Annotated in this window: 17 protein-coding genes; 4 read left to right on the forward strand and 13 right to left on the reverse strand. The window is 58.5% G+C overall.

Annotated elements, in window-relative coordinates:
• Positions 1-5: 5 nt before the first annotated feature.
• Together cysD and cysG are read right to left on the reverse strand one after the other, a co-directional pair.
• On the reverse strand, positions 6-914 hold the full coding sequence (gene cysD / locus ABLV04_RS05285; protein ID WP_002915160.1) for a sulfate adenylyltransferase subunit CysD: 909 nt from the start codon (positions 912-914) through the stop codon (positions 6-8).
• A 9-nt stretch (positions 915-923) separates the two neighbouring features.
• On the reverse strand, positions 924-2,330 hold the full coding sequence (cysG, locus tag ABLV04_RS05290; protein WP_180263660.1) for a siroheme synthase CysG: 1,407 nt from the start codon (positions 2,328-2,330) through the stop codon (positions 924-926).
• A gap of 246 nt (positions 2,331-2,576) precedes the next feature.
• On the opposite strand from cysG, the gene ABLV04_RS05295 reads away from it, so the two are divergent.
• The gene (locus tag ABLV04_RS05295) at positions 2,577-3,623 is read left to right on the forward strand and encodes an aminopeptidase (protein ID WP_032453906.1); all 1,047 of its coding nucleotides are present in this window, start codon (positions 2,577-2,579) and stop codon (positions 3,621-3,623) included.
• Between the two features lie 68 nt (positions 3,624-3,691).
• On the opposite strand, the gene cysH is transcribed toward ABLV04_RS05295, so the two are convergent.
• The 3 genes from cysH to cysJ form a co-directional block, all read right to left on the reverse strand.
• The gene (gene cysH / locus ABLV04_RS05300; RefSeq protein WP_348815453.1) at positions 3,692-4,426 is read right to left on the reverse strand and encodes a phosphoadenosine phosphosulfate reductase; all 735 of its coding nucleotides are present in this window, start codon (positions 4,424-4,426) and stop codon (positions 3,692-3,694) included.
• A 98-nt stretch (positions 4,427-4,524) separates the two neighbouring features.
• Positions 4,525-6,237 (reverse strand): assimilatory sulfite reductase (NADPH) hemoprotein subunit, encoded by a 1,713-nt coding sequence (cysI, locus tag ABLV04_RS05305; protein ID WP_004205585.1) that lies wholly within the window; start codon positions 6,235-6,237, stop codon positions 4,525-4,527.
• The gene (gene cysJ, locus ABLV04_RS05310; RefSeq protein WP_023290824.1) at positions 6,237-8,036 is read right to left on the reverse strand and encodes an NADPH-dependent assimilatory sulfite reductase flavoprotein subunit; all 1,800 of its coding nucleotides are present in this window, start codon (positions 8,034-8,036) and stop codon (positions 6,237-6,239) included. Before cysJ ends, cysI begins: the two co-directional genes overlap by 1 nt.
• 316 nt (positions 8,037-8,352) lie before the next feature.
• On the opposite strand from cysJ, the gene queD reads away from it, so the two are divergent.
• On the forward strand, positions 8,353-8,718 hold the full coding sequence (gene queD, locus ABLV04_RS05315) for a 6-carboxytetrahydropterin synthase QueD (protein ID WP_004174641.1): 366 nt from the start codon (positions 8,353-8,355) through the stop codon (positions 8,716-8,718).
• A gap of 40 nt (positions 8,719-8,758) precedes the next feature.
• Here the strand turns inward: queD and queE are convergent, their stop codons facing one another.
• Complete coding sequence (gene queE, locus ABLV04_RS05320; protein ID WP_147733562.1) at positions 8,759-9,430, reverse strand: 7-carboxy-7-deazaguanine synthase QueE; 672 nt, start codon at positions 9,428-9,430, stop codon at positions 8,759-8,761.
• Positions 9,431-9,908: 478 nt separating this feature from the next.
• Here queE and ABLV04_RS05325 point away from each other — a divergent pair, with 478 nt between their 5' ends.
• A complete protein-coding gene (locus tag ABLV04_RS05325) occupies positions 9,909-11,018 on the forward strand; it encodes an SDR family oxidoreductase (protein WP_023290826.1) in 1,110 nt (369 codons plus the stop codon).
• Between the two features lie 63 nt (positions 11,019-11,081).
• Here the strand turns inward: ABLV04_RS05325 and eno are convergent, their stop codons facing one another.
• The 5 genes from eno to rlmD form a co-directional block, all read right to left on the reverse strand.
• Positions 11,082-12,380 carry a phosphopyruvate hydratase gene (gene eno / locus ABLV04_RS05330; RefSeq protein ID WP_002915213.1) on the reverse strand — a complete coding sequence of 433 codons (1,299 nt, stop codon included), beginning with the start codon at positions 12,378-12,380 and terminating at the stop codon, positions 11,082-11,084.
• A gap of 81 nt (positions 12,381-12,461) precedes the next feature.
• Positions 12,462-14,099 carry a glutamine hydrolyzing CTP synthase gene (gene pyrG / locus ABLV04_RS05335; RefSeq protein WP_023290827.1) on the reverse strand — a complete coding sequence of 546 codons (1,638 nt, stop codon included), beginning with the start codon at positions 14,097-14,099 and terminating at the stop codon, positions 12,462-12,464.
• A 280-nt stretch (positions 14,100-14,379) separates the two neighbouring features.
• Positions 14,380-15,171 carry a nucleoside triphosphate pyrophosphohydrolase gene (gene mazG, locus ABLV04_RS05340; protein ID WP_032453910.1) on the reverse strand — a complete coding sequence of 264 codons (792 nt, stop codon included), beginning with the start codon at positions 15,169-15,171 and terminating at the stop codon, positions 14,380-14,382.
• 111 nt (positions 15,172-15,282) lie between these two features.
• Complete coding sequence (relA, locus tag ABLV04_RS05345) at positions 15,283-17,520, reverse strand: GTP diphosphokinase (RefSeq protein WP_023290829.1); 2,238 nt, start codon at positions 17,518-17,520, stop codon at positions 15,283-15,285.
• 121 nt (positions 17,521-17,641) lie between these two features.
• Positions 17,642-18,946 carry a 23S rRNA (uracil(1939)-C(5))-methyltransferase RlmD gene (gene rlmD / locus ABLV04_RS05350; protein ID WP_048335138.1) on the reverse strand — a complete coding sequence of 435 codons (1,305 nt, stop codon included), beginning with the start codon at positions 18,944-18,946 and terminating at the stop codon, positions 17,642-17,644.
• Positions 18,947-19,058: 112 nt separating this feature from the next.
• On the opposite strand from rlmD, the gene barA reads away from it, so the two are divergent.
• Positions 19,059-21,809: a two-component sensor histidine kinase BarA gene (barA, locus tag ABLV04_RS05355; RefSeq protein ID WP_065882018.1), complete on the forward strand. Its 2,751-nt coding sequence runs from the start codon at positions 19,059-19,061 to the stop codon at positions 21,807-21,809.
• 229 nt (positions 21,810-22,038) lie between these two features.
• Here barA and ABLV04_RS05360 read toward each other — a convergent pair whose 3' ends face one another.
• Positions 22,039-23,178: a glycerate kinase gene (locus tag ABLV04_RS05360; protein ID WP_023290832.1), complete on the reverse strand. Its 1,140-nt coding sequence runs from the start codon at positions 23,176-23,178 to the stop codon at positions 22,039-22,041.
• Between the two features lie 72 nt (positions 23,179-23,250).
• The gene (gudD, locus tag ABLV04_RS05365) at positions 23,251-24,591 is read right to left on the reverse strand and encodes a glucarate dehydratase (protein WP_044524533.1); all 1,341 of its coding nucleotides are present in this window, start codon (positions 24,589-24,591) and stop codon (positions 23,251-23,253) included.
• Between the last annotated feature and the right edge of the window lie 13 nt (positions 24,592-24,604).

The raw sequence follows: 24,604 nt of genomic DNA on the forward strand, positions 1-24,604 counted from the left end.
GCTCCTTAGAAATAACCCTGACGTTTCTTCAGCTCCATCGAGCCGGCCTGGTCGCGATCGATGACGCGCCCCTGACGTTCGCTGGTGGTGGATACCAGCATCTCTTCAATAATTTCCGGCAGCGTCTGCGCTTCAGACTCCACCGCGCCGGTCAGCGGCCAGCAGCCGAGGGTACGGAAACGCACCATCCGTTTTTCAATCACTTCGCCCGGCTGCAGATCGATACGGTCGTCGTCGATCATCATCAGCATGCCGTCGCGCTCCAGCACCGGACGCTCAGCGGCCAGATACAGCGGCACGATTTCGATGTTTTCCAGATAGATGTACTGCCAGATATCCAGCTCGGTCCAGTTGGAGAGCGGGAAGACGCGAATGCTTTCGCCTTTGTTAATCTGGCCGTTGTAGTTGTGCCACAGCTCCGGACGCTGGTTTTTCGGGTCCCAGCGGTGGAAGCGGTCGCGGAAGGAGTAGATGCGTTCTTTAGCGCGGGATTTCTCCTCATCACGCCGCGCGCCGCCGAATGCGGCGTCAAAGCCGTATTTGTTCAGCGCCTGCTTCAGCCCTTCGGTTTTCATGATATCGGTATGCTTGGCGCTGCCGTGGACGAACGGGTTGATGCCCATCGCCACCCCTTCCGGGTTTTTATGCACCAGCAGCTCGCAGCCATAGGCTTTGGCGGTACGGTCGCGGAACTCATACATCTCACGGAATTTCCAGCCGGTATCGACGTGCAGCAGCGGGAACGGCAGGGTTCCCGGATAAAACGCTTTGCGCGCCAGATGCAGCATTACGCTGGAATCTTTCCCGATGGAGTACATCATCACCGGGTTAGAAAATTCGGCGGCCACCTCACGAATAATATGGATGCTTTCCGCCTCCAGTTGCCGCAGGTGAGTGAGTCGTTTTTGGTCCATAACCGTTCCTTAAGCCAGATTGACCACCGAAGAGTTAAACCCCTCGGCGGATGATGTATGTTGAAACCAGGCGAGCTGCTGATGCAGCTGCACCACTTCGCCGACCACCAGCAGGGCGGGCATCGGGGCGTCTTTCGCCAGGTGTTCGAGTTGTTGCAATGTGCCGGTTATCGTCTGCTGATCGTCGCGGGTACCGCGGGAAATCACCGCTACCGGCGTATTGCTGTCGCGACCGTGGGCGATCAGCTGGGCGCTGATTTCCGCCGCCTTCATGGTGCCCATGTAAATGGCCAACGTCTGTTGGCTCTTCGCCAGCAGCGCCCAGTCGAAGGGAGCGCTGTCCGGCTTATAGTGCCCGGTGACAAAGACGGCGCTTTGCGCATAATCGCGATGGGTCAGTGGAATACCGGCGTAGGCCGTCGCGCCGGCGGCGGCAGTGACGCCAGGCACCACCTGGAACGGGATGCCCGCGGCGGCGGCAGCCTGCAGCTCTTCTGCGCCGCGGCCAAAAATAAACGGATCCCCGCCCTTCAGACGCACGACGGTTTTTCCCGCCTTCGCCGCCTCCACCAGCAGCTGATTGGTTTCATGCTGCGGCACGGAGTGCTCGCCGGCGCGCTTACCGACGCAAACCAGCTCGGCATCGCGGCGCACCAGTTCGAGAACCGGCTGGGTCACCAGATGGTCGTGGAAAACCACGTCCGCCTGCTGGATCGCCTGCAGGCCACGCAGGGTCAGCAGCCCGGCATCGCCCGGTCCGGCCCCCACCAGAATAATTTCACCTGTTTCGCGTTCAGGCTTATCCAGCTCATCCTGCAGCGCTTTTTCCGCCTCCGCAGCGTTGCCCGCCACCATCAGGCTGGCGAAGCGGCCGGTAAAGACCCGTTCCCAAAAGCGGCGACGCGCTTCGGTGGTCGTCAGACGGGTTTTCAGATGATTGCGCCAGTAGCTCGCCGATTCCGCCAGACGCCCGAGGTTCGTCGGCAGCAGCGCTTCGATTTTTTCGCGCAGAATACGCGACAGCACCGGCGCTTTCCCGCTGGAGGAGATCGCCACCAGCAGCGGCGAACGGTCGACGATAGAAGGGAAGACAAACGAGCAGAGCGCCTGGTTATCCACTACGTTGACCAGCCGGTAGCGCGCGTTAGCCGCCGCAAACACCCGCTGGTTAAGCGCCTCGTCCTCCGTGGCGGCAATCACCAGAAAGACATCATCCACCAGAGCGTCGCTAAATTCCGTCGCCCGCCAGCTAAGCGCCTGGCGCGCCTCCAGATCGGCCAGCGCCGGAGACAGCGTCCCGGCGACCACCTGCACCTGCGCCTGGGCGCGCAGCAGAAACTTGATCTTGCGTTCAGCAATCTCACCGCCGCCGATCACCAGCACGGGCCTTTGTTTCAGTTCGGCAAAAAGGGGCAAGTAATCCACGGGGTAACAACTCTCTTACAATCAGCGATACTGCGACTATAGGGTGCGCCTTAGAGCAAATGAAATTACGAAATGGAATGAGTTGTGACGCAAAGGAATAACGCGGTGGAAATCTAAATATCAAAAAGTGCTTAACACGCTATTTTTCCGCTATTTAAGAGCAATTGAAATTGTTTAACCGCGGTCACAGTTTCATACTGTACGCGTCAAATTGTCTCGTTCGTGTAAGGACCCCTTATGTTTTCCGCGTTGTGCCGCCGTCTGCTTCCGCTGGCGCTCGGCACCGGTTTTGTTTTCGCCGCCGCCCCCGCATTCAGCGCGCTGGGCGACACCGCCAGTAGTCAGGCTCGCCATATCGCCACCGTCTTCCCGGGACGAATGACCGGAACGCCCCCGGAAATGCTCTCAGCTGACTATCTGCGCCAGCAGTTCGCCCGGATGGGCTATCAAAGCGACGTGCGGAGCTTCAATACCCGCTACATCTATACCGACAGCAACCAGCGTAAAAACTGGCATAACGTCACCGGCAGTACGGTGATCGCCGCCCATGAAGGCCAGTCTCGCCAGCAAATCATCATCATGGCGCACCTCGATACCTACGCGCCGCAGAGCGATAAAGACGTCGAAAACAACCTCGGCGGCCTGACGCTGCAGGGAATTGACGACAACGCGATGGGGCTCGGGGTGATGCTGGAGCTGGCGGAGCATTTAAAGAACGTCCCCACCCGCTATGGCATTCGCTTTATCGCCACCAGCGGCGAAGAGGAAGGTCGTCTCGGCGCGCAAAACCTGCTGCAGCGGATGAGCGAGGCGGAAAAGAAAAATACCCTGCTGGTGATCAATCTCGATAACCTGGTGGTGGGCGATAAGCTTTACTTTAACAGCGGCCGCCGCACGCCGGCCTCGGTGCGCAAGCTGACCCGCGATCGCGCGCTGGCTATCGCCCGCAGCAAAGGCATCGCCGCCTACACTAATCCGGGACTCAATCCGGCTTACCCGAAAGGCACCAGCTGCTGTAATGACGCCAGCGTCTTCGACAACGCGGGGATCCCGGTGCTGTCGGTCGAAGCGACCAACTGGTCATTAGGCAAGAAAGATGGCTATCAGCAGCGGAGCAAATCGCGCAGCTTCCCGCAGGGAATCAGCTGGCATGACGTTCAGCTGGATAATCAGCAATATATCGACAACGCGCTGCCGGGACGGATCGAGCATCGCGGGCGCGATGTCGTGAAAGTGATGCTGCCGCTGGTGAAAGAGCTGGCGAAGGTAGAGAAGAAAAGCTGACGGATGCAAATGAACACGCGGCATCACCCGCGTGTTCTCTTTCACACTATTCCCTGAGGAAGCGCTAATCAACCCTCGTGCAATCCGCACTCGCGTTTAAGCCCGAAGAACCGGGTCTCTTCTTCTGCCATGCCCGGCTCCCATTTGCGGGTGGTGTGGGTATCGCCTACCGACAGATACCCCTGATCCCACAGCGGATGGTATTTCAGCCCATGCTTTTGCAGATACTGATACACCGTCCGGTTATCCCAGTCGATAATCGGCAACACCTTGAACACCCCGCGCTGGACCGCCAGCACCGGAAGCGTCGCCCGACTGCCCGACTGCTCGCGGCGCAGACCGGCAAACCACGTCTGTGCGTTCAGCTCTTTCAGCGCCCGGTTCATCGGTTCAACCTTGTTGATCTCATTGTATTTCTCAATGCCCTCAACGCCCTGCTCCCACAGCTTGCCGTAGCGCGCCTCCTGCCAGGCCGCGCTTTCGGCCGCGCGGTAGACCTTCAGGTTCAGCTTGAGCTTGTCCGTCAGTTCGTCAATAAACTGGTAGGTTTCCGGGAACAGGTAACCGGTATCGGTGAGGATCACCGGAATGTCCGGGCGGATCTGATTCACCAGGTGCAAACTCACCGCCGCCTGAATACCAAAGCTTGACGACAGCACATAGTCTCCCGGCAGGTTTTCCAGCGCCCAGGCCACACGCCCTTCGGCGTCGAGCTTTCCCAGTTGGGCGTTGGTTTCCGCGAGTGCCAGAATGCGTTCCACTTTCGGCAATGCATTAAGCGCGTTTAGATCGAGTACGGACATAAGAACCTCGTTTGCCTGTTTTGCCGGGCGGCACTGCGATTGCCCGGCCTACGGGTTTTACAGGCCCGGATCGCTACGCGCCACCGGGCACCAGGATGTTACTCCCAGAAATCGCGGGCTGGATCGAGCACCGGGCGAATGATGCCCGCACGCACCGTAAAGTCGCCGAAGCCTTCACCCGCTTCGCGCTCTTTCGCCCAGCGCCCAACCAGTTGGTCTAGCGAGTCGAGAATTTCCGACTCGGTAATGTTCTCACGGTACATCCGCGGGATGCGGGTGCCACTGCGGTTACCGCCGATGTGCAGGTTATAGCGGCCTGGCGCTTTCCCCACCAGCCCCACTTCCGCCAGCATCGCGCGGCCGCAGCCGTTCGGACAGCCGGTGACGCGGGTGACGATATGCTCATCGCTCACGCCATGCTTGCTCATCACCCCTTCCACCTTGTCGATAAACGACGGCAGGAAACGCTCGGCTTCCGCCATCGCCAGCGGGCAGGTCGGGAAGGAGACGCAGGCCATTGAGTTTTCGCGCTGCGGGGTGACGGCATTCATCAGACCATGATCCCGCGCCAGCTTCTCGATCCGCGCCTTCTGATCTTCCGGTACGCTGGCGACGATCAGGTTCTGATTGGCGGTGATGCGGAATTCGCCCTGATGGATCTTAGCAATCTCCAGCAGACCGGTTTTCAGCGGGCGCCCCGGATAATCCAGAATGCGGCCGTTTTCAATAAACAGCGTCAGGTGCCATTTATCATCAATCCCCTTCACCCAGCCGATGCGATCGCCGCGGCCGGTGAATTCGTACGGGCGGATCGGCTCAAACTTAATGCCTGCCCGGCGCTCCACTTCCGCCTTAAAGGTTTCAACGCCAACGCGCTCAAGGGTGTACTTGGTTTTCGCATTCTTACGGTCGGTACGGTTACCCCAGTCGCGCTGGGTAGTCACGACCGCTTCCGCCACCGCCAGAGTATGCTCCAGCGGCAGATAACCGAATTCGCTCGCCGTGCGTGCGTAGGTTTTTTTGTTACCGTGTTCGATGGAAAGACCGCCGCCCACCAGCAGGTTAAAGCCCACCAGCTTGCCGTTTTCGGCGATCGCCACAAAGTTCATGTCGTTGGCGTGCAGATCGATATCGTTCTGCGGCGGGATCACCACCGTGGTTTTAAACTTACGCGGCAGATAGGTCTGACCGAGGATCGGCTCTTCGTCAGTGGTGGCGACCTTTTTCTGATCCAGCCAGATCTCGGCATAGGCGCGGGTGCGCGGCAGCAAATGCTCGGAGATCTTTTTCGCCCACTCGTAGGCCTCAGCGTGCAGCTGCGATTCGTACGGGTTGGAGGTGCACAGCACGTTACGGTTCATATCGTTGGCGGTGGCCAGCGCGTCCAGCCCCACCGAGTGCAGCATCTGATGCACCGGCTTGACGTTCTTTTTCAGAATGCCGTGAAACTGGAAAGTCTGCCGGTTGGTCAGGCGAATACTGCCGTAAATGGTGTTCTCGGCGGCAAACTTATCGATCGCCTTCCACTGGGTGGTGGTGATCACCCCGCCCGGCAGACGGCAGCGCAGGAGCATCGCATGACGCGGCTCCAGCTTCTGAGCGGCGCGCTCCGCGCGGATATCGCGGTCGTCCTGCTGGTACATACCGTGGAAACGGATCAGCAGGAAGTTATCGCCTTTAAAACCGCCGGTCAGACCGTCGTTTAAATCTTCCGCAATGGTGCCGCGCAGGTAGTTGCTCTCGAGCTTCATACGCTCGGCATCGGTCAGTTTACCTTCGACCACTAAAGGCCCCGGATGTTTTTCGCTCATTAGTAGACATCTCGCTGATAACGGCGCTCAACGCGCAGCTCACTTAAAAATTCGTCCGCCGCTTCGGCGTCCATCGCGCCGTATTCGGCAATCACTTCCAGTAAAGTCTGTTCCACGTCTTTCGCCATACGATTGGCGTCGCCGCAGACATAAATGTGGGCGCCATCATTGATCCAGCGCCACAGCTCGGCCCCCTGCTCACGCAGTTTGTCCTGCACATAGATTTTTTGTTGTTGATCGCGGGACCAGGCCAGATCGATACGGGTCAGCAGACCCTCTTTCACATAGCTCTGCCACTCCACCTGATAGAGGAAATCTTCGGTGAAGTGCGGGTTGCCGAAGAACAGCCAGTTCTTACCTGGCGCCCCGTCCGCTGCGCGCTGCTGCATGAAGGCGCGGAACGGCGCAATACCGGTGCCCGGGCCAATCATGATCACCGGCGTCTCCGGGTTAGCCGGTAGACGGAAGTTGTCGTTGTGCTCGATGAAGACGCGGACTTCGCCATCCTCTTCCACGCGGTCGGCGAGGAAGCTGGAGGCGCCGCCAGCCCGGGCGCGGCCTTCGATGTCATAGCGCACCACGCCCACGGTGACATGCACTTCGCTCTCCACTTCCGCCTGCGAGGAGGCAATGGAGTACAGACGCGGCGTCAGCGGGCGCAGCAGACCGATTAACGCCTCGGCGTCCAGCTGCGCGGGGGAGAAACGGACCATATCGACGATTGGCGTCGCGGCGGCATACTGCTGCAGTTGAGCTTTATCGCCCACCAGCGGCAGCAGCGATTCGCTGCGGGTCAGGGTGGCGTAGTTTTCGACGATAGTCGCGGTGTTAACCGTCAGCTCAAAATGCCACTGCAGGGCTTCCGCCAGCGGCAGGGTTTTGCCCTCGACGGTCACCGGCTCGTCGCCTTTCAGCCACAGCAGCTCCACCAGCTCTTTCACCAGCTGAGGATCGTTTTGATACCAGACGCCCAGGGCGTCGCCCGGCTGATAGCGCAGACCGGAATCACCGAGGTCAATTTCGATATGGCGTACATCTTTTTCTGAATCGCGGCCGGTGATTTTCTGGTTGACCGACAGGGTCGCCGTCAGCGGAGCCTCTTTGGTGTAGGGGCTGGTGTGAATGTCGTTCACTGCGCCGCTGGCGGACAGCTGAGCGGGCGCGGCGACCGGCGCACGGGCCTTCAGCACCTCAACGACGCGCGCGCGCCATTCAGCGGCCGCGGCCTGATATTCAACGTCGGCGTCGACGCGATCGAGCAGGCGTTCCGCGCCAAGTTCAGCCAGCTTGCTGTCGAAATCTTTGCCGGACTGGCAGAAGAATTCATAAGAGGTATCGCCGAGGCCAAAGACGGCGAATGCGGTTCCGTCCAGCTTCGGCGCTTTCTTCGAGAACAGGAACTTATGCAATGCGACCGCTTCTTCCGGCGGCTCACCTTCCCCCTGGGTGGAGGTCACGACCACCAGCAGTTTTTCAGCAGCAATTTGTTTGAATTTATAATCGCCTGCATTCACCAGCTTCACGTTCAGCTTCGCCGCCAGCAGATCGTCGCGCAGCGCTTCGGCGACGCGGCGAGCGTTGCCGGTTTGCGAGGCGGAAATCAGCGTGATCGTCGGGACCTCGGCGGCCGGGGCGGGAACGGCGGCTGCCGCGCCGGACTGCTGATTCAGCACGCCCCAGAAATAGCCAGACACCCAGGCGAGCTGAGTGGGCGTGAAGTCAGTGGTGGCCGCCTGAAGGCGCGCCAGTTGCTCCGGGTTGAGCGGCAGCAAGTTGGAAGGTGGGGCCTGTGTCGTCATGCGTCGTTTGTTCCAGTAAGCAAAGCTGTTATTCGCACCCTGTCAGCGCGACAAAAACAGAAGAGAATAGAAGGTTAACGGCGGGCATAGTAACAATTAAAGAAGGGATGGAAATAATAAATAACCAAATGGACTAACCTGTTTTAGTTGTAGTTATTAACAACAAAATCGATTAAATAACTATTTGAAATATCACAACTTAATTCACTTAACCCAGATAAATGTGTCGATTTTCTGTTCAGGGCCGTTTTAGTTAATGCGAAAAAATGTACTTTCCGGTACCCTACGGCGGTTTTTTTCGTCCTGTTGAGAGTCAATGATGTCCACCACGCTGTTTAAAGATTTCACCTTCGAAGCCGCCCACCACCTGCCGCACGTCCCGGAAGGACACAAATGCGGTCGCCTGCATGGCCACTCCTTTATGGTGCGTCTGGAGATAACCGGTGAAGTCGATCCCCATACCGGGTGGATCATGGATTTTGCCGAGCTGAAGGCCGCCTTCAAGCCGACCTACGATCGCCTGGACCACTATTATCTGAACGATATCCCCGGTCTGGAAAACCCTACCAGCGAAGTGCTGGCTAAATGGATCTGGGATGAGATGAAACCGCGGGTACCGCTGCTGAGCGCGGTGATGGTGAAAGAGACCTGCACCGCCGGCTGCGTCTATCGCGGCGAGTAAGCGAAAAAAAGCCCGGTCAGTACGCTGCCGGGCTTTTTTATCAGGCGATATTCAGATATTTATGCGTCTGCATGGACAGGCGCCAGTTACGGGCGATGCAGGTGTCGATACACAGGCGCGTCGCGTCTTCTTTCTGGCTGATTGGCTGCAGGGCGATGATCCGCGGTTTGTCATCGCTCAGCGTTTCCAGCAACTCGTCCAGCGCTTCAATGTCGCGGACGCGCCCTACCGGATGTTTGATCTCATCCGCCCGCTGCAGGCCCTGAGACAGCACGTCATACCCGCCGCGCATATTCACCTTCGGCGATACCGTCACCCAGGTATGAGGCGTACAGCGAACTTCGTGAGTGCCGCTGGTTTCAATCTGGCAGCTAAAGCCGTTTTGCTCCAGCAGCGAGGTTAACGGCGTTAAATCATGAATGCAGGGCTCACCGCCGGTAATGACCACGTGGCGGGCAGTCCACCCCTGACGACCGATAATCGCCAGCAGATCTTCACTGCTTGCCGGTCCCCATTTATCGCTCTCTTTGGTTTTCGCCAGGATGCTGAACAACGACACTTCCCGATCGGCCAGTTTGTCCCAGGTATGCTTGGTGTCACACCACGCGCATCCTACCGGGCATCCCTGCAGACGAATAAAAATGGCAGGCACGCCGGTGAAGTAACCCTCGCCTTGCAGGGTCTGGAACATCTCGTTAATCGGGTACTGCATAGTCATCTCTGTTTAGGGTGATAAACGCTTATTATCGCAGATTTCACTGTCCAGGTCTTGTCCTGCGCTGCGATCGTTTTTTCCCTCACGGCGTCGCTTTCTCTCCCCGGAGGTTATTCATTGTTAATTAAAAGCATGCCTCTGTTTTCGTTTATTTCATTAGTGTGGTAAGGATTAAAATAAACGGCGCGCCATGCCAGCGTAAAGAAAGATGTAACAGAAGATGTTTTTCGCGTTATAAACCAGAATATATTAAATGTCAGTATAAACACAAAAACATCTTTAAATACAGCGGTGTACAAACTGATACATGAAAGAGTGAATTATTTATCTGGTCTGAGAGTCGAATCCAATCCACCGCCGAAAATAAGCTTAAGCCCCTCTTAATAAAGTCCTGTTGCCCGCCACTTTTTATTTAATCGTCGTTTACTTTGTCCCTCCTAGAATCCCGCAGACCAACCATAATGAGATAGCGTTTATGACCACATTATTCATTACCGGCGTCACCGGTTTTCTGGGCGGCGCGGCGTTAGAGAAAATACTCCATCAGGATAGCCAGTTAGATCTGCTGCTGCTGGTGCGTGCCGACAGTCCCGACGCAGGCCTGGAGCGGGTCAAGGAGAACATGCGTAAGTTCAACATCGCCGAGGAGAAACTGGCGATGCTGCGCCCGCAGCAGATCCTGCTGGGCGATCTCGCCTCTCCGGAGCATTTTCTTAACGACCCGCGGCTTGAGCAAGTTACCCATGTCCTCAACTGCGCCGCTGTCGCCTCATTTGGCAGCAACCCGCTCATCTGGAAGGTTAACGTTGCGGGTACGCTGCGTCTGGCGCAACGGATGGCGCAGGTGGCGGGTCTGCAGCGTTTTCTGCACGTCGGCACCGCAATGTCCTGCTCACCGGAGCCGGATTCGCTGGTCGCCGAGAGCGCGGAGTTTCGGCAGCGCGCCGAGCATCTGGTGGAATATACCCACTCGAAATCGGCCATCGAGCAACTGATGCAGCAGCACTGCCCTACGCTACCGCTGGTCATTGCCCGCCCTTCTATTGTGGTGGGCCATACCCATCATGGCTGCCGGCCTTCCAGCAGTATTTTCTGGGTGTTCAGCATGGGGCTGATGCTGCAGAAATTTATGTGCGCGATGGAGGATCGGATCGATGTTATTCCGGTAGACTACTGCGCCGATGCCCTGCTGATGCTGCTTAACCAGCCGCTGGCCCGCGGCGAGGTGGTGCATATCTCTGCCGGCGAGGAGAACAGCGTGAAGTTTGCCGAAATCGACCGGGCGATGGCCCTGGCGCTGGAGCAGGCACCGGTGGGAGACAAGTACGCCCAGGTGAGCTATGAAACGCTGGTCAAAATGCGTCGCGAACTGAAAGGAATTTTTGGGCCGTGCAATGAGCGACTGATGCTGAAAGCGATGCGCTTATATGGCGCGTTCGCCACGCTGAACGTGCGCTTTAGCAACGACAAGCTGCTGAGCATGGGGATGCCAAAACCGCCGCGCTTTACCGATTACATCGACCGCTGCGTGGAAACCACTCGCGGGCTGTCGATCCCTCAGCAAATGGCCGTCGACTTTAAATAATGGCCGCAGGCATAAAAAAAATGCCAGCCCGAAGGCTGGCATGGTTATTTCACAAAGACAGGATTAAGCCTGGCCTTTGATCTCTTTACGACCGTTGAACGGCGCTTGCTCACCCAGCGCTTCTTCGATACGAATCAGCTGGTTGTATTTAGCAACGCGGTCAGAACGGCTCATAGAACCGGTTTTGATCTGGCCTGCAGCGGTACCCACAGCCAGGTCGGCAATGGTCGCGTCTTCAGTTTCGCCAGAACGGTGAGAGATGACAGCGGTGTAGCCAGCGTCTTTCGCCATCTTGATAGCCGCCAGAGTTTCGGTCAGAGAACCGATCTGGTTGAATTTGATCAGGATGGAGTTAGCGATGCCTTTTTCGATGCCTTCTTTCAGGATCTTGGTGTTGGTTACGAACAGGTCGTCACCAACCAGCTGGATTTTGTCGCCCAGTACTTTGGTCTGGTAAGCGAAACCTTCCCAGTCAGATTCGTCCAGGCCATCTTCGATGGAGACGATCGGGTACTGTTTGGTCAGCTCTTCCAGGAAGTGAGTGAACTCTTCAGAGGTGAACGCTTTGTTGCCTTCGCCGGCCAGAACGTATTTACCGTCTTTGTAGAATTCAGACGCTGCGCAGTCCATCGCCAGGGTGATGTCTTTGCCCAGCTCGTAGCCTGCAGCTTTAACCGCTTCAGCGATAACAGCCAGCGCTTCGGCGTTGGAACCCAGGTTCGGCGCGTAGCCGCCTTCGTCACCAACGGCAGTGTTCATGCCTTTGGACTTCAGCACTTTCGCCAGGTGATGGAACACTTCAGAACCCATGCGTACTGCTTCTTTCAGGGTCGGCGCGCCAACCGGCTGAATCATGAATTCCTGGATGTCGACGTTGTTGTCAGCGTGCTCACCGCCGTTGATGATGTTCATCATCGGAACCGGCATGGAGTATTTGCCCGGAGTGCCGTTCAGTTCAGCGATGTGCGCGTACAGCGGCAGGCCTTTGGAGGCAGCTGCTGCTTTGGCGTTCGCCAGAGAAACGGCCAGGATTGCGTTCGCACCGAAGTTAGATTTGTTTTCAGTACCGTCCAGGTCGATCATGATCTTGTCGATGCCAGCCTGATCTTTGGCATCTTTGCCCAGGATTGCCTGAGCGATCGGGCCGTTTACCGCAGCAACAGCTTTGGTTACGCCTTTACCCAGGAAACGGGATTTGTCGCCATCGCGCAGTTCCAGCGCTTCGCGGGAACCAGTAGAAGCACCTGACGGAGCAGCTGCCATACCGACGAAACCACCTTCCAGGTGTACTTCGGCTTCAACAGTCGGGTTACCACGGGAGTCGATGATTTCACGACCGATGACTTTAACGATTTTGGACATTAGGTTTTCCTCAGTACAAGTTAAACTAAAACTCCAGACAAACAATGCACCCGAATGGGTGCATTGCCGTTCTAACTCTTTTTACTTCGCCTGGCGTTTCTGGTACTCGCTGGCGGCTTTCACAAAGCCGGCAAACAGCGGGTGTCCATCACGCGGCGTCGAAGTAAACTCCGGGTGGAACTGGCAGGCCACAAACCACGGATGGTTCGGCACTTCGATGATCTCGACCAACTGATCATCCCCGGAACGGCCCGCAACGCGCAGACCGGCAGCTTCAATCGGTTTCAACAACATGTTGTTGACTTCGTAGCGGTGACGATGGCGCTCGGTGATGGTCGGCTCGCCGTACAGCTGGCGTACCAGAGAATCATCATCCAGCTGGCACTGCTGCGCGCCCAGGCGCATGGTGCCGCCCAGATCGCTCTTCTCGGAGCGGACTTCGACGTTGCCATCTTCGTCACGCCATTCGGTAATCAGGGCCACAACCGGGTATTTACAGTCTGGCACAAATTCCGTCGAGTTGGCGTTTTCCATACCCGCTACGTTGCGCGCGAACTCAATCAGCGCAACCTGCATACCCAGGCAAATGCCCAGATAAGGAATATTGTTCTCACGCGCATAGCGCGCGGTGGCGATCTTACCTTCCACACCGCGGTAGCCGAAGCCGCCCGGGATAAGGATAGCATCTAAATCCTTGAGGATTTCGACGCCGCGCGTTTCCACATCCTGCGAATCGATCAGCTTGATGTTGACGGTAACGCGGTTTTTCAGACCACCGTGTTTCAGCGCTTCAATCACCGACTTGTAGGCATCCGGCAGTTCAATGTACTTACCGACCATACCGATGGTGACTTCGCCTGCCGGATTGGCTTCTTCATAGATTACCTGTTCCCATTCGGCCAGGTTTGCTTCCGGACAAGTTAAGCTGAATCGTTTACAAATATAATCGTCCAGCCCCTGAGATTTCAACAGGCCTGGAATTTTATAAATGGAATCGACGTCTTTCAGAGAAATAACAGCCTTTTCCGGAACGTTACAGAACAAAGCAATTTTCGCCCGTTCGTTGGCCGGAACAGCGCGATCGGAGCGGCAGATCAGGATGTCAGGCTGGATACCGATGGAGAGCAGCTCTTTCACGGAGTGCTGAGTCGGTTTGGTTTTGACTTCGCCCGCGGCGGCCATGTACGGCACCAGAGTCAGGTGCATAAACAGGGTATGCTCGCGGCCAATCTCTACCGCCATCTGACGAATGGCTTCGAGGAACGGCAGGGATTCGATATCGCCTACGGTACCGCCAATCTCCACCAGCACCACGTCATGGCCTTCGCCGCCCGCCAGCACACGCTCTTTGATAGCGTTGGTGATGTGCGGAATAACCTGAACGGTCGCGCCCAGGTAGTCGCCACGGCGCTCTTTGCGCAGCACGTCAGAGTAAATACGGCCGGTGGTGAAGTTGTTGCGGCGAGTCATCTTGGTACGGATGAAACGCTCGTAGTGGCCCAGGTCCAGATCGGTTTCTGCGCCGTCTTCAGTAACGAACACTTCCCCATGCTGGATTGGGCTCATGGTGCCCGGATCGACGTTGATATACGGATCCAGTTTCATGATGGTCACGTTGAGACCACGGGCTTCAAGAATGGCTGCCAGGGAGGCTGCGGCAATGCCTTTACCCAGAGAGGATACGACCCCGCCGGTCACAAAAATATAGTTCGTTGTCATGCTGAACCTGAGAAGTTAGGGTAAAACGATGGAATAACCAGGACGGGAAAGTAGTATACCCGAACATGCGTGACGCCACAAACTTTCATTCTTCCCCTCCCCTTCGTTCTTCAAGTTGCACCTGTGTTGCGACCCGAACAACTCGAAGAGGCAGGCTACATGGTGTTTCAACGACATAACGGAAAGAGAAAATAGACGCTTTTGGCGAAATGTTTTTGACGTAAATCAAGCGCTTGTTATTTATAAAATCACACAAATCGCGCTTGATCACGAAAACTCGTTAGAGATCAGTTTCCTGGCGTTTTACCTGTTGCCATACTTCTTCCATGGTATCGAGGTCGACGCCGGTCATTTCCAGGCCGCGGGCAGCGACAATGCGCTCGACTTCGCGGAAGCGGCGCTCGAATTTGAGGTTCGCCTTCTGCAGCGCCACCTCGGCTTTGACCCCTAAATGGCGGGATAAATTCACCGTGGCGAACAGCAGATCGCCCACTTCCTCTTCCAGTTTCGCTTCATCCACCACCGCCTGCTGCGCTTCATGCATCACTTCATCAATTTCTTCATGCACCTTGTCGAGCACCGGGCCCAGCGAGGTCCAGTCAAAACCGACCGCCGAGCAGCGACGCTGGATTTTATGCGCGCGCATCAGCGCCGGCAGGCTATGCGGAATGTCGTCCAGCGCTGAGTGCTGGGCTTTTTCCGCCCGCTCCGCGCTTTTGATCTGCTCCCAGCGGGCCAGGACTTCGCTGCTGTTTCCCGCGGTGGCATCAGCGAAGATATGGGGATGGCGGCGCTCCAGCTTGTCGCTGATGGCGGCGCAGATATCGTCAAAGTTAAAACGTCCCTCTTCCTGCGCCATCTGCGCATAGAACACCACCTGGAACAGCAGATCGCCCAGCTCACCGCGCAGGTCGTCAAAATCCTCTCGCGAAATGGCGTCCAGCACTTCATAGGTTTCTTCGAGGGTATAGGGGGCGATGGTGGCAAAGGTCTGCTCTTTATCCCACGGGCAGCCGTTTTCCGGGTCGCGCAGGCGGCGCATGATGCCGAGCAAGCGGTCGATTTGGGTCATGTGACAATCCTGGAAATGTAAAAAATAGTCAGCCGGATAAGGCGTTTCGACCTTATCCGACGTGGCGAAATTGCCGGATGGCGGCTTCGCCTTATCCGGCCTGGAGACGAATTAACCGCCGTGCAGACGGCGCGCGTCAATGACATCAGGCACCTGGTTCAGCTTACCGAGCACCCGGCCCAGCACCTGCAGGTTGTAGATCTCGATGGTCATATCGATGGTGGCCAGCTGCTGACGGGTATCGCTGCGGCTGGCAACGCCCAGCACGTTCACCTTCTCATTGGCGAGGATGGTGGTGATATCGCGCAGTAACCCGCTGCGATCGTTCGCCTCCACCCTGACCACCAGCGAATATCCGGCCGAGTAGCTTTCGCCCCATACCGCATCGACGATGCGCTCCGGGGCATGCGACTGCAGTTCAGCGAGCTGATCGCAGTCGGCGCGATGCACGGAAATCCCGCGTCCCTGGGTGATAAAGCCGACGATCTCATCGCCCGGGATCGGCTGGCAGCAGCGGGCAATATGGTGCATCAGATTGCCAACCCCTTCCACCACCACCCGGCCATTGTCCTTGGTGCGGTTCTGCGGAGCATAGGTTTTCTGCTGCAACTGCTTCAGCGCTGCCGCATCCTGCTCGGCGGCGCTCGGTTTATTGAACTGCGCCTGCAGGAAGTTGACCATCTGGTTGAGACGGATATCGCCGCCGCCGATGGCCGCCAGCAGTTCATCGAGCTCGTTGAAGTTGTAGCGCGGCAGCAGGTGCTTTTCCGCATCCTTCAGGCTGATGCCCAGATGCTCCAGCTCGTCGTCAAGGATCTGTCGGCCGGCAAGAATGTTCTTGTCGCGGTCCTGCTTACGGAACCAGGCGTGAATTTTGGAGCGTCCGCGGCTGGTGGTGACATAGCCGAGGTTAGGGTTGAGCCAGTCGCGGCTCGGGTTCGGCTGCTTCTGGGTAATGATTTCGATCTGATCGCCCATCTGCAGCTGATAGGTGAACGGCACGATGCGGCCGCCAATTTTGGCGCCGATGCAGCGATGACCGACGTCGCTGTGGATATGGTAGGCAAAATCGAGCGGCGTCGACCCCGCCGGCAGGTCCACCACGTCGCCTTTCGGCGTAAAGACATACACCCGGTCGTCAAAGACCTGGCTGCGCACTTCGTCGAGCATTTCGCCGGAGTCGGCCATCTCTTCCTGCCAGGCAATCAGCTTGCGCAGCCAGGCGATACGGTCCTCATAGCCGCGGCCGCCGCTGGTCCCCGCTCCCGCGCCCTCTTTGTACTTCCAGTGCGCGGCCACGCCCAGCTCGGCGTCTTCATGCATCTGCCGGGTGCGGATTTGAATCTCCACGGTCTTGCCGCTCGGCCCCAGCACCACGGTATGGATAGACTGGTAGCCGTTGGGTTTCGGGTTGGCCACGTAGTCATCGAACTCATCCGGCAGGTGACGGTAGTGGGTATGAACGATCCCCAGCGCGGCATAACAATCCTGCAACCGCTCGGCCACGATGCGCACCGCGCGTACGTCAAACAGCTCGTCAAAGGCGAGGTGTTTTTTCTGCATTTTGCGCCAGATGCTGTAGATATGCTTCGGCCGACCATAGACCTCGGCCTTGACCCCTTCGGCTTTCATTTCTGCCCGCAGGTGGCCGACGAACTCGTCGATATAATGCTCGCGGTCGATACGGCGTTCGTGGAGCAGTTTGGCAATGCGCTTGTACTCTGCCGGGTGCAGGTAGCGGAAGCAGTAATCTTCCAGCTCCCACTTCAGCTGGCCGATACCTAAGCGGTTAGCCAGGGGAGCATAGATATTGGTGCACTCTTTCGCCGCCAGCACCCGCTCATCTTCCGGCGCGTCCTTGACCTCGCGCAGATGCGCGATACGTTCGGCAAGCTTGATAACCACGCAGCGGAAATCGTCAACCATCGCCAGCAGCATGCGGCGAATGTTATCCACCTGCTCGGAAGATACCGAGTCGGTATGAGTGGCTTTCAGCTGACGGATGGCGGCCATGTCCCGTACCCCGTGAATCAGGGTCACGACCGATTTACCCACGCTTTCCTGCATGACCTCTTCGCTGACGACTTCGCCGTCGGCTAGCGGGAACAGCAGCGCCGCGCGCAGGGTATCGATATCCATACTCAGGGTGGAGAGGATCTCCACCATTTCGACGCCCCGCCACAGCAGCAGGTCCGCCAGCGGGTGTCCTTGCGTTTTTTCGCGACAATAATCCCAGGTTTCGGCTAAGCGCTCACACGACTGCTGGCTGGAAATCCCCAGACTCGCGATCCATTTCTTCGGGTCAAATTCACCAGCTTTATTAAGATGTGCACTTCTTACCGCAACCATTGTCCTCTCCTTAAGGGACCGGCCTGCCGAAGTCGGCAAGCCTCAACTTTCTACATGTCATCCTGCAGGTCGCGTCAGCATTGATGGCCGGGGCGGCTCTTCTGCGACGTTGTGAATGACCTTATGTAAGCCTGCGCTCAAACAACACCATTGATTCCAGATGACCGGTATGCGGGAACATATCCAGCATCGCCAGGCGTTGAATCTGATATCCAGCCTGCAACAGGGTTTCGCTGTCTCGCGCCAGCGTCGCCGGGTTGCAGGAAACATACACCACCCGCCGCGGCGCCAGTTTTATAATATGCGGCATCACGCCCGGCGCGCCGGCGCGGGCCGGGTCCAGCAGCACTTTATCAAAGCCATGCTTCGCCCAGGCCTGGCGGGTGACATCCTCTTCCAGATTTTCATGGAAGAAGGTGACATTTGATAAACCATTGAGGGCGGCGTTTTCCCGCCCCTTCTCCACCAGCGCCGGCACCCCTTCCACACCAACCACGTGGGCGGCGCGAGTCGCCAGCGGCAGGGTAAAATTGCCCATCCCGCAGAACAGATCCAGCACCCGGTCCTCCGGCTGCAGATCCAGCCACGCCAGCGCGGTACGCACCATCTGCTGATTCACGCCGTCGTTGACCTGGATAAAATCCCGCGGACTGAACACTAAGCGTAGTCCGTCTGAGGTATACCATGGCGCTTCGCCGTGAATATGTTCCAGTATCTCGCTTTGCGGCGCGAGGTACAGGGAAAGACCGTGAGTTTGCGAAAAACGTTCCAGTTTTTCCCTGTCAGCCGCCGGCAGCGCAGCGGTATGGCGCAGCACCATCAGTGGGCCGTTGTCCGCCAGCACCAGCTCGACGTGGCCAAGGTGGCGTAATGCGCTCAGCGCGCTTAAGCACTCGCGCACGGCGGGCAGCAGCGCCTCAAGTTGGGGCACCAAAACAGGGCACTGCACCACATCGACGATCGCTTTATCGCTGGCCTGACGAAAACCCATCTGCAATTGTTGGGTCTTTGGCTGATAATTCAAGCTTAAGCGCGCGCGCCGGCGATAGCCCCACGGCTCGCCGGCGATGATCTCATCCACCTCGCGCTTCATCAGGCGCGCCAGCGCGGCGCGTTTACTTTGCTGCTGAAGCGTGATGCTGGCATGCTGCTGTTGGCAGCCGCCGCAAACGCCAAAATGGGGGCAGCGCGGCGCCTGGCGCTGCGGGCTGTCGGTCAGACGGCGTTTCACCTGGGCGCGGGCGTACTGCTTTTTGTCTTCCACCAGCACCACCTCAGCCTGCTCCTGCGGCAGCACGCCGCCGATGAACAGCGCTTTCCCCTGGTGGCGGGCCACGCCCTGGCCAAAGGGATCGAGGTCGTTGACTGTAACGGTTATGATCTGGCGCGTCGTCACACGCCGTTTTGCAGAGTAGAATTGCGCCATCGTAGAGAGTTGTCTCAATCAAATAAAACGAGCTCGTTCAGAGCGGCAGCGCCGCGAGGCGCACCGACGCGCACCGAACGATGATGTCTATATTCTCCCATAATGGAACCGCATGACCAACTACAGCCTGCGTGCTCGCATGATGATTCTGATTCTGGCGCCAACCGTCCTGATAGGGCTGTTGCTCAGTGTTTTCTTTGTCGCTCACCGTTATAACGACCTGCAACGTCAGCTGGAGGACGCCGGCACCAGCATTATTGAGCCGCTGGCGGTCTCCAGCGAATATGGCATGAATCTGCAAAACCGCGAATCTATCGGCCAGTTGATCAGCGTTCTGCATCGTCGCCACTCGGAGATCGTGCGGGCCATCTCGGTGTACGATTCGCATAACCGCTTGTTTGTCACCTCCAATTACCAGCTCAACCCCAGCGACCTGCAGATCCCGAAAGGCGAAGCGTTTCCCCGTCGTCTGAGCGTCATCCGCGACGGCGACATGATGATCCTGCGCACGCCGATCGTCTCGGAAAGTTATTCCCCGGATGAATCCCCCGAATCCGATGCCAAAATGCCGGGCAATATGCTGGGCTACGTCGCGCTGGAGCTGGATCTCAAATCGGTGCGCCTCCAGCAGTACAAAGAGATTTTCATCTCCAGCGTGATGATGCTGTTCTGCATCGGTATCGCGCTGATCTTCGGCTGGCGCCTGATGCGCGACGTCACCGGCCCTATCCGCAATATGGTCAACACCGTCGACCGCATCCGCCGCGGACAGCTGGACAGCCGCGTCGAGGGCTTTATGCTCGGCGAACTGGATATGCTGAAAAACGGCATCAACTCGATGGCCATGTCGCTGGCGGCGTACCATGAGGAGATGCAGCACAACGTCGACCAGGCGACCTCCGATCTGCGGGAAACCCTTGAGCAGATGGAGATTCAGAACGTCGAGCTGGACCTGGCGAAAAAGCGCGCCCAGGAGGCGGCGCGCATTAAGTCTGAATTCCTGGCCAATATGTCCCACGAACTGCGCACCCCGCTCAATGGGGTGATCGGCTTTACCCGTCTGACGTTGAAAACCGATCTCAACGCCACGCAGCGCGACCACCTGACCACCATCGAACGCTCGGCCAATAATCTGTTGGCGATCATCAACGACGTGCTCGACTTTTCCAAGCTGGAAGCCGGGAAGCTGATCCTGGAGAGCATTCCGTTCCTGCTGCGCACCTCGCTTGATGAGGTGGTCACCCTGCTGGCGCATTCCGCGCACGATAAAGGGCTGGAGCTGACGCTGAACATTAAGAACAACGTGCCGGATAACGTCATCGGCGACCCGCTGCGTCTGCAGCAGATTGTGACCAACCTCGTAGGCAACGCCATCAAATTTACCGAGCACGGTAATATCGATGTGCTGGTGGAGCAGCGGGCCATCAGTAATTCGCGGGTGCAGATCGAAATTCAGATCCACGATACCGGCATCGGCATCCCCGAGCGCGACCAGTCCCGGCTGTTCCAGGCCTTCCGTCAGGCCGATGCCAGTATTTCACGCCGCCACGGCGGCACCGGGCTCGGGCTGGTGATCACCCAGCGTCTGGTTAAGGAGATGGGCGGCGATATCTCGTTCCACAGTCAGCCAAACCGCGGCTCCACCTTCTGGTTCCATATCAGCCTCGATCTCAACCCGAACGCCATCCCGGATACGCTGAATACCGACGGGCTGGCGGGCAAGCGTCTGGCCTATGTGGAAGCCAACGCGACGGCGGCGCAGTGCACGCTGGAGATGCTGGCCGCCACGCCGCTGGAGGTGATTTACAGCCCCACCTTCTCTTCGCTGGCGGAAGCCCAGTACGACATTCTGCTGGTCGGTATTCCGGTCTCAATGCGCGATTTGTCGCCGCACCGGGAAAAATTAGCCAAAGCCTGCGCGATGTCAGACAACGTACTGCTGGCTCTGCCATGTCATGCCCAGGTCAGCGCCGAAGCCCTGAAGCGCGATGGCATCGCCGCCTGCCTGTTGAAACCGCTCACCACCACCCGTCTGCTGCCGGCGCTGGTGGCCACCCATCATGCGACGGCCTCCGCGCCGTTGACCCAGGCCGACAGCCATAAGCTGCCGATGACCGTGATGGCCGTCGACGACAATCCGGCAAACCTGAAGCTCATTGGCGCCCTGCTGGATGACCTTGTGCAGCAGGTGATCCTCTGCGACAGCGGCCAGCAGGCGGTGGACAAGGCCAAGCAACTGCAGATGGATCTGATCCTGATGGATATTCAGATGCCGGATATGGACGGCATCCGCGCCTGTGAGCTTATCCATCATTTGCCGCATCACCAGCAAACGCCGGTTATCGCCGTCACCGCGCACGCCCTGGAGGGCCAGCGCGAGAAGCTACTGAGCGCCGGCATGAACGACTATCTGGCGAAGCCGATCGAAGAAGAGAAACTGCACGCCCTGCTGCTGCGCTATCAGCCTGGAGTACACAGCATCGCCCCGGCGGCGATACCGCCCGCAGAGCCGGTCATCGACCATAACCAGACGCTCGACTGGCAGCTGGCCCTGCGTCAGGCGGCGATGAAGCCGGATCTGGCGAGGGAGATGCTGCAGATGCTGATCGCTTTTATGCCGGAGGTGCGTAACAAAGTGGAAGAGCAACTGGTCGGCGAGCAGCCGGAAGGGCTGGTGGATCTGATCCACAAACTGCACGGCAGCTGCAGCTACAGCGGCGTGCCGCGGCTGAAAAAGCTCTGCCACACTCTGGAGAGCCAGCTGCGCGCAGGCACCGCCGCCGAGGATCTGGAGCCGGAGCTGCTTGAGCTGTTGGATGAGATGGATAACGTGGCGCGCGAAGCCTGCCGGATGGGGGGCTAAAACCACAGGGCTTCCCGACCTGCACCCGGCTCGCCAGGCATCGCGCCGCCGGGCAAGGAGAGCGGGCACGGAGCCGCTTTTGTGCCGGGCGGCGGCGACGCCTTGCCCGGCCTACGGTCCGTGCAGCCTGCCGTTAATTTACCCGCTTGCGCTGCGGAAACTGCCGGTGCTGGCGACCTCAACATCGCTTAGACATTCCCGGAAGACCGCGCCAGCCGGGATACCTCGATTACAGCTTACCGCCCATCTGCAAAACCGCGGCGACGTTTCGCGCCGTCATCCGCAGGTTGGCGGCGGCATTGGCCAGCGCTTCATCCAGCGTGCAGATGGTGTACAACACGCTGAATACCGCATCCAGCCCGTGCTGATGCACGACGCCGACATCGGCGGTAAGGCTGCCGGCAATCCCGATCACCGGTACGTTAAATCGCTTCGCCACCCGGGCCACTCCCACCGGCACCTTGCCGTGGATAGTCTGACTGTCGATACGTCCTTCGCCGGTGATCACTAAATCAGCATCCGCCACCCGCTCCGCCAGCTGCAGCGCATCGGTGACAATCTCAATGCCCGGGCGCAGTTGAGCGCCACAAAACGCATACAGCGCCGCGCCCATCCCGCCCGCCGCGCCGCCGCCTTCCAGGCTCAGCACGTCGCAATCTAAATCACGGGCGATGATCCGGGCATAGTGCCGCAGGCCGCTGTCAAGCCGGTCGATCATCTGCGCCGTCGCCCCTTTTTGCGGGCCGAATACCGCGCTGGCGCCCTGCGGGCCGGTCAACGGGTTGGTGACATCGCAGGCCACGTCAATCCGACAATCTGCCAGCCGTGGATCAAGCTCGCCAAGATCGATGCGCGCCAGCGTCTCCAGCGCACCGCCCCCTGGCGCGATTTGCTGACCGTCGGCGGTCAGCAATTTCGCCCCCAGCGCCTGCGCCATGCCGGCGCCGCCGTCATTGGTCGCGCTGCCGCCAATGCCAATAATGATCTGCCGCACGCCAGCGTCCAGCGCATGGCGAATCAGCTCCCCGGTGCCCCAGGAGGTGGTCAGCAGCGGGTTACGCTGCGCCGGGGGAACGCTTTCCAGCCCGCTGGCCGCCGCCATTTCGATAAAGGCGCACTGGCGATCGCCGGACAGCCCATAAAATGCCTCTACCGGCTCCCCCAGCGGCCCGGTCACCGTCAGCGGCACCTGATGCCCGCCGGTCGCCGCCACCATGGCTTCCACCGTCCCTTCCCCACCGTCGGCAACCGGCAGCCTGACATATTCCGCGTCAGGATAAATCTCGCGAAAGCCTTGCTCTATCGCACTGGCTACTTCCAGCGCGGTCAGGCTCTCCTTCCAGGAATCCGGTGCGATCACTATTTTCATCTGCAGTCCTTACTTTGAGCTAACCCCTGTCGCTATCGCGCAATGCCGGCCCCCGCAGAGGCCAGCGGCCTTTTAGCGCACCATGCATGGACGCTTGTTGTCAAAGGTCCAGCCCGGGATCAGGTACTGCATCGCCATCGCATCGTCGCGGGCGCCAAGGCCATGTTTCTTATATAGCTCATTTGCCTGCATTACGCGGTCCATATCCAGCTCAACCCCCAGACCCGGCGTGCTCGGCACCTGCACCATTCCGCCTTTAATTTCAAACGGTTGTTTGGTCAGACGCTGGTTGCCCTCCTGCCAGATCCAGTGGGTATCGATAGCGGTGATCTTGCCCGGCGCCGCAGCCGCGACGTGGGTGAACATCGCCAGCGACACGTCGAAGTGGTTATTGGAGTGCGAACCCCAGGTCAGGCCGAACTCATGACACATCTGCGCCACGCGAACCGACCCCTGCATGGTCCAGAAGTGCGGGTCCGCCAGTGGGATATCCACCGACTGCAGGGAGAGCGTATGGCCCATCTGCCGCCAGTCGGTGGCGATCATATTGGTGGCGGTCGGCAGGCCCGTCGCGCGACGGAACTCCGCCATCACTTCGCGGCCGGAGAAGCCCTGCTCAGCGCCGCACGGATCCTCAGCATAGGCCAGCACGCCCTTCAGCTGCTTGCCAATCTGAATGGCTTCTTCAAGCAGCCAGGCGCCGTTCGGATCGAGGGTCACGCGGGCATCCGGGAAGCGCTTCGCCAGGGCGCTGATCGCTTCGGCTTCTTCAAAACCGGCCAGTACGCCGCCCTTCAGCTTAAAGTCGTTGAAACCATATTTTTCATAGGCCGCTTCCGCGAGGCGGACCACCGCATCCGGCGTCATTGCCTCTTCATGGCGCAGGCGATACCACTCGCACTGTTCATCCGGCTGGCTCTGATAGGCCAGCGGCGTGGCGTGGCGGTCACCGATAAAGAACAGATAGCCCAGCATTTCAACTTCGCTGCGCTGTTGCCCATCGCCAAGCAGCGAGGCGACGTTGACCCCAAGGTGCTGGCCCAGCAGGTCCAGCAGCGCCGCTTCGATCCCGGTCACCACGTGGATGGTGGTGCGCAGGTCAAAGGTCTGCAGGCCGCGGCCGCCGGCGTCACGGTCGGCGAACTGATTGCGCACCGCGCCGAGCACGTTTTTATACTCGCCCAGCGTTTTGCCCACCACCAGCGGAATGGCATCCTCCAGAGTCTGGCGAATTTTTTCGCCTCCCGGAATTTCACCGACGCCGGTATGGCCGGCGTTATCTTTAATAATCACGATATTGCGGGTGAAGTACGGGGCGTGGGCCCCGCTCAGATTCATCAGCATACTGTCATGGCCGGCAACCGGGATCACCTGCATGGTGGTGACAACGGGCGTGGAAGAGAAAGTCGTCATAGCATCATCCTTT

This window comes from Klebsiella sp. JN_Kp127, assembly GCF_040062505.1.
In the GTDB taxonomy this organism is placed as follows: domain Bacteria; phylum Pseudomonadota; class Gammaproteobacteria; order Enterobacterales; family Enterobacteriaceae; genus Klebsiella; species Klebsiella quasipneumoniae.

Excerpts from the sequence above, each read along its gene's own strand:
- ABLV04_RS05360 (WP_023290832.1), bottom strand. The coding sequence starts at position 23,178 with ATGAAAATAGTGATCGCACCGGATTCCTGGAAGGAGAGCCTGACCGCG.
- queE (WP_147733562.1), bottom strand. The coding sequence starts at position 9,430 with ATGCAGTACCCGATTAACGAGATGTTCCAGACCCTGCAAGGCGAGGGT.
- cysJ (WP_023290824.1), bottom strand. The coding sequence starts at position 8,036 with ATGACGACACAGGCCCCACCTTCCAACTTGCTGCCGCTCAACCCGGAG.
- relA (WP_023290829.1), bottom strand. The coding sequence starts at position 17,520 with ATGGTTGCGGTAAGAAGTGCACATCTTAATAAAGCTGGTGAATTTGAC.
- cysI (WP_004205585.1), bottom strand. The coding sequence starts at position 6,237 with ATGAGCGAAAAACATCCGGGGCCTTTAGTGGTCGAAGGTAAACTGACC.
- cysH (WP_348815453.1), bottom strand. The coding sequence starts at position 4,426 with ATGTCCGTACTCGATCTAAACGCGCTTAATGCATTGCCGAAAGTGGAA.
- barA (WP_065882018.1), top strand. The coding sequence starts at position 19,059 with ATGACCAACTACAGCCTGCGTGCTCGCATGATGATTCTGATTCTGGCG.
- cysD (WP_002915160.1), bottom strand. The coding sequence starts at position 914 with ATGGACCAAAAACGACTCACTCACCTGCGGCAACTGGAGGCGGAAAGC.
- gudD (WP_044524533.1), bottom strand. The coding sequence starts at position 24,591 with ATGACGACTTTCTCTTCCACGCCCGTTGTCACCACCATGCAGGTGATC.
- ABLV04_RS05295 (WP_032453906.1), top strand. The coding sequence starts at position 2,577 with ATGTTTTCCGCGTTGTGCCGCCGTCTGCTTCCGCTGGCGCTCGGCACC.
- eno (WP_002915213.1), bottom strand. The coding sequence starts at position 12,380 with ATGTCCAAAATCGTTAAAGTCATCGGTCGTGAAATCATCGACTCCCGT.
- ABLV04_RS05325 (WP_023290826.1), top strand. The coding sequence starts at position 9,909 with ATGACCACATTATTCATTACCGGCGTCACCGGTTTTCTGGGCGGCGCG.
- pyrG (WP_023290827.1), bottom strand. The coding sequence starts at position 14,099 with ATGACAACGAACTATATTTTTGTGACCGGCGGGGTCGTATCCTCTCTG.
- mazG (WP_032453910.1), bottom strand. The coding sequence starts at position 15,171 with ATGACCCAAATCGACCGCTTGCTCGGCATCATGCGCCGCCTGCGCGAC.
- queD (WP_004174641.1), top strand. The coding sequence starts at position 8,353 with ATGATGTCCACCACGCTGTTTAAAGATTTCACCTTCGAAGCCGCCCAC.
- rlmD (WP_048335138.1), bottom strand. The coding sequence starts at position 18,946 with ATGGCGCAATTCTACTCTGCAAAACGGCGTGTGACGACGCGCCAGATC.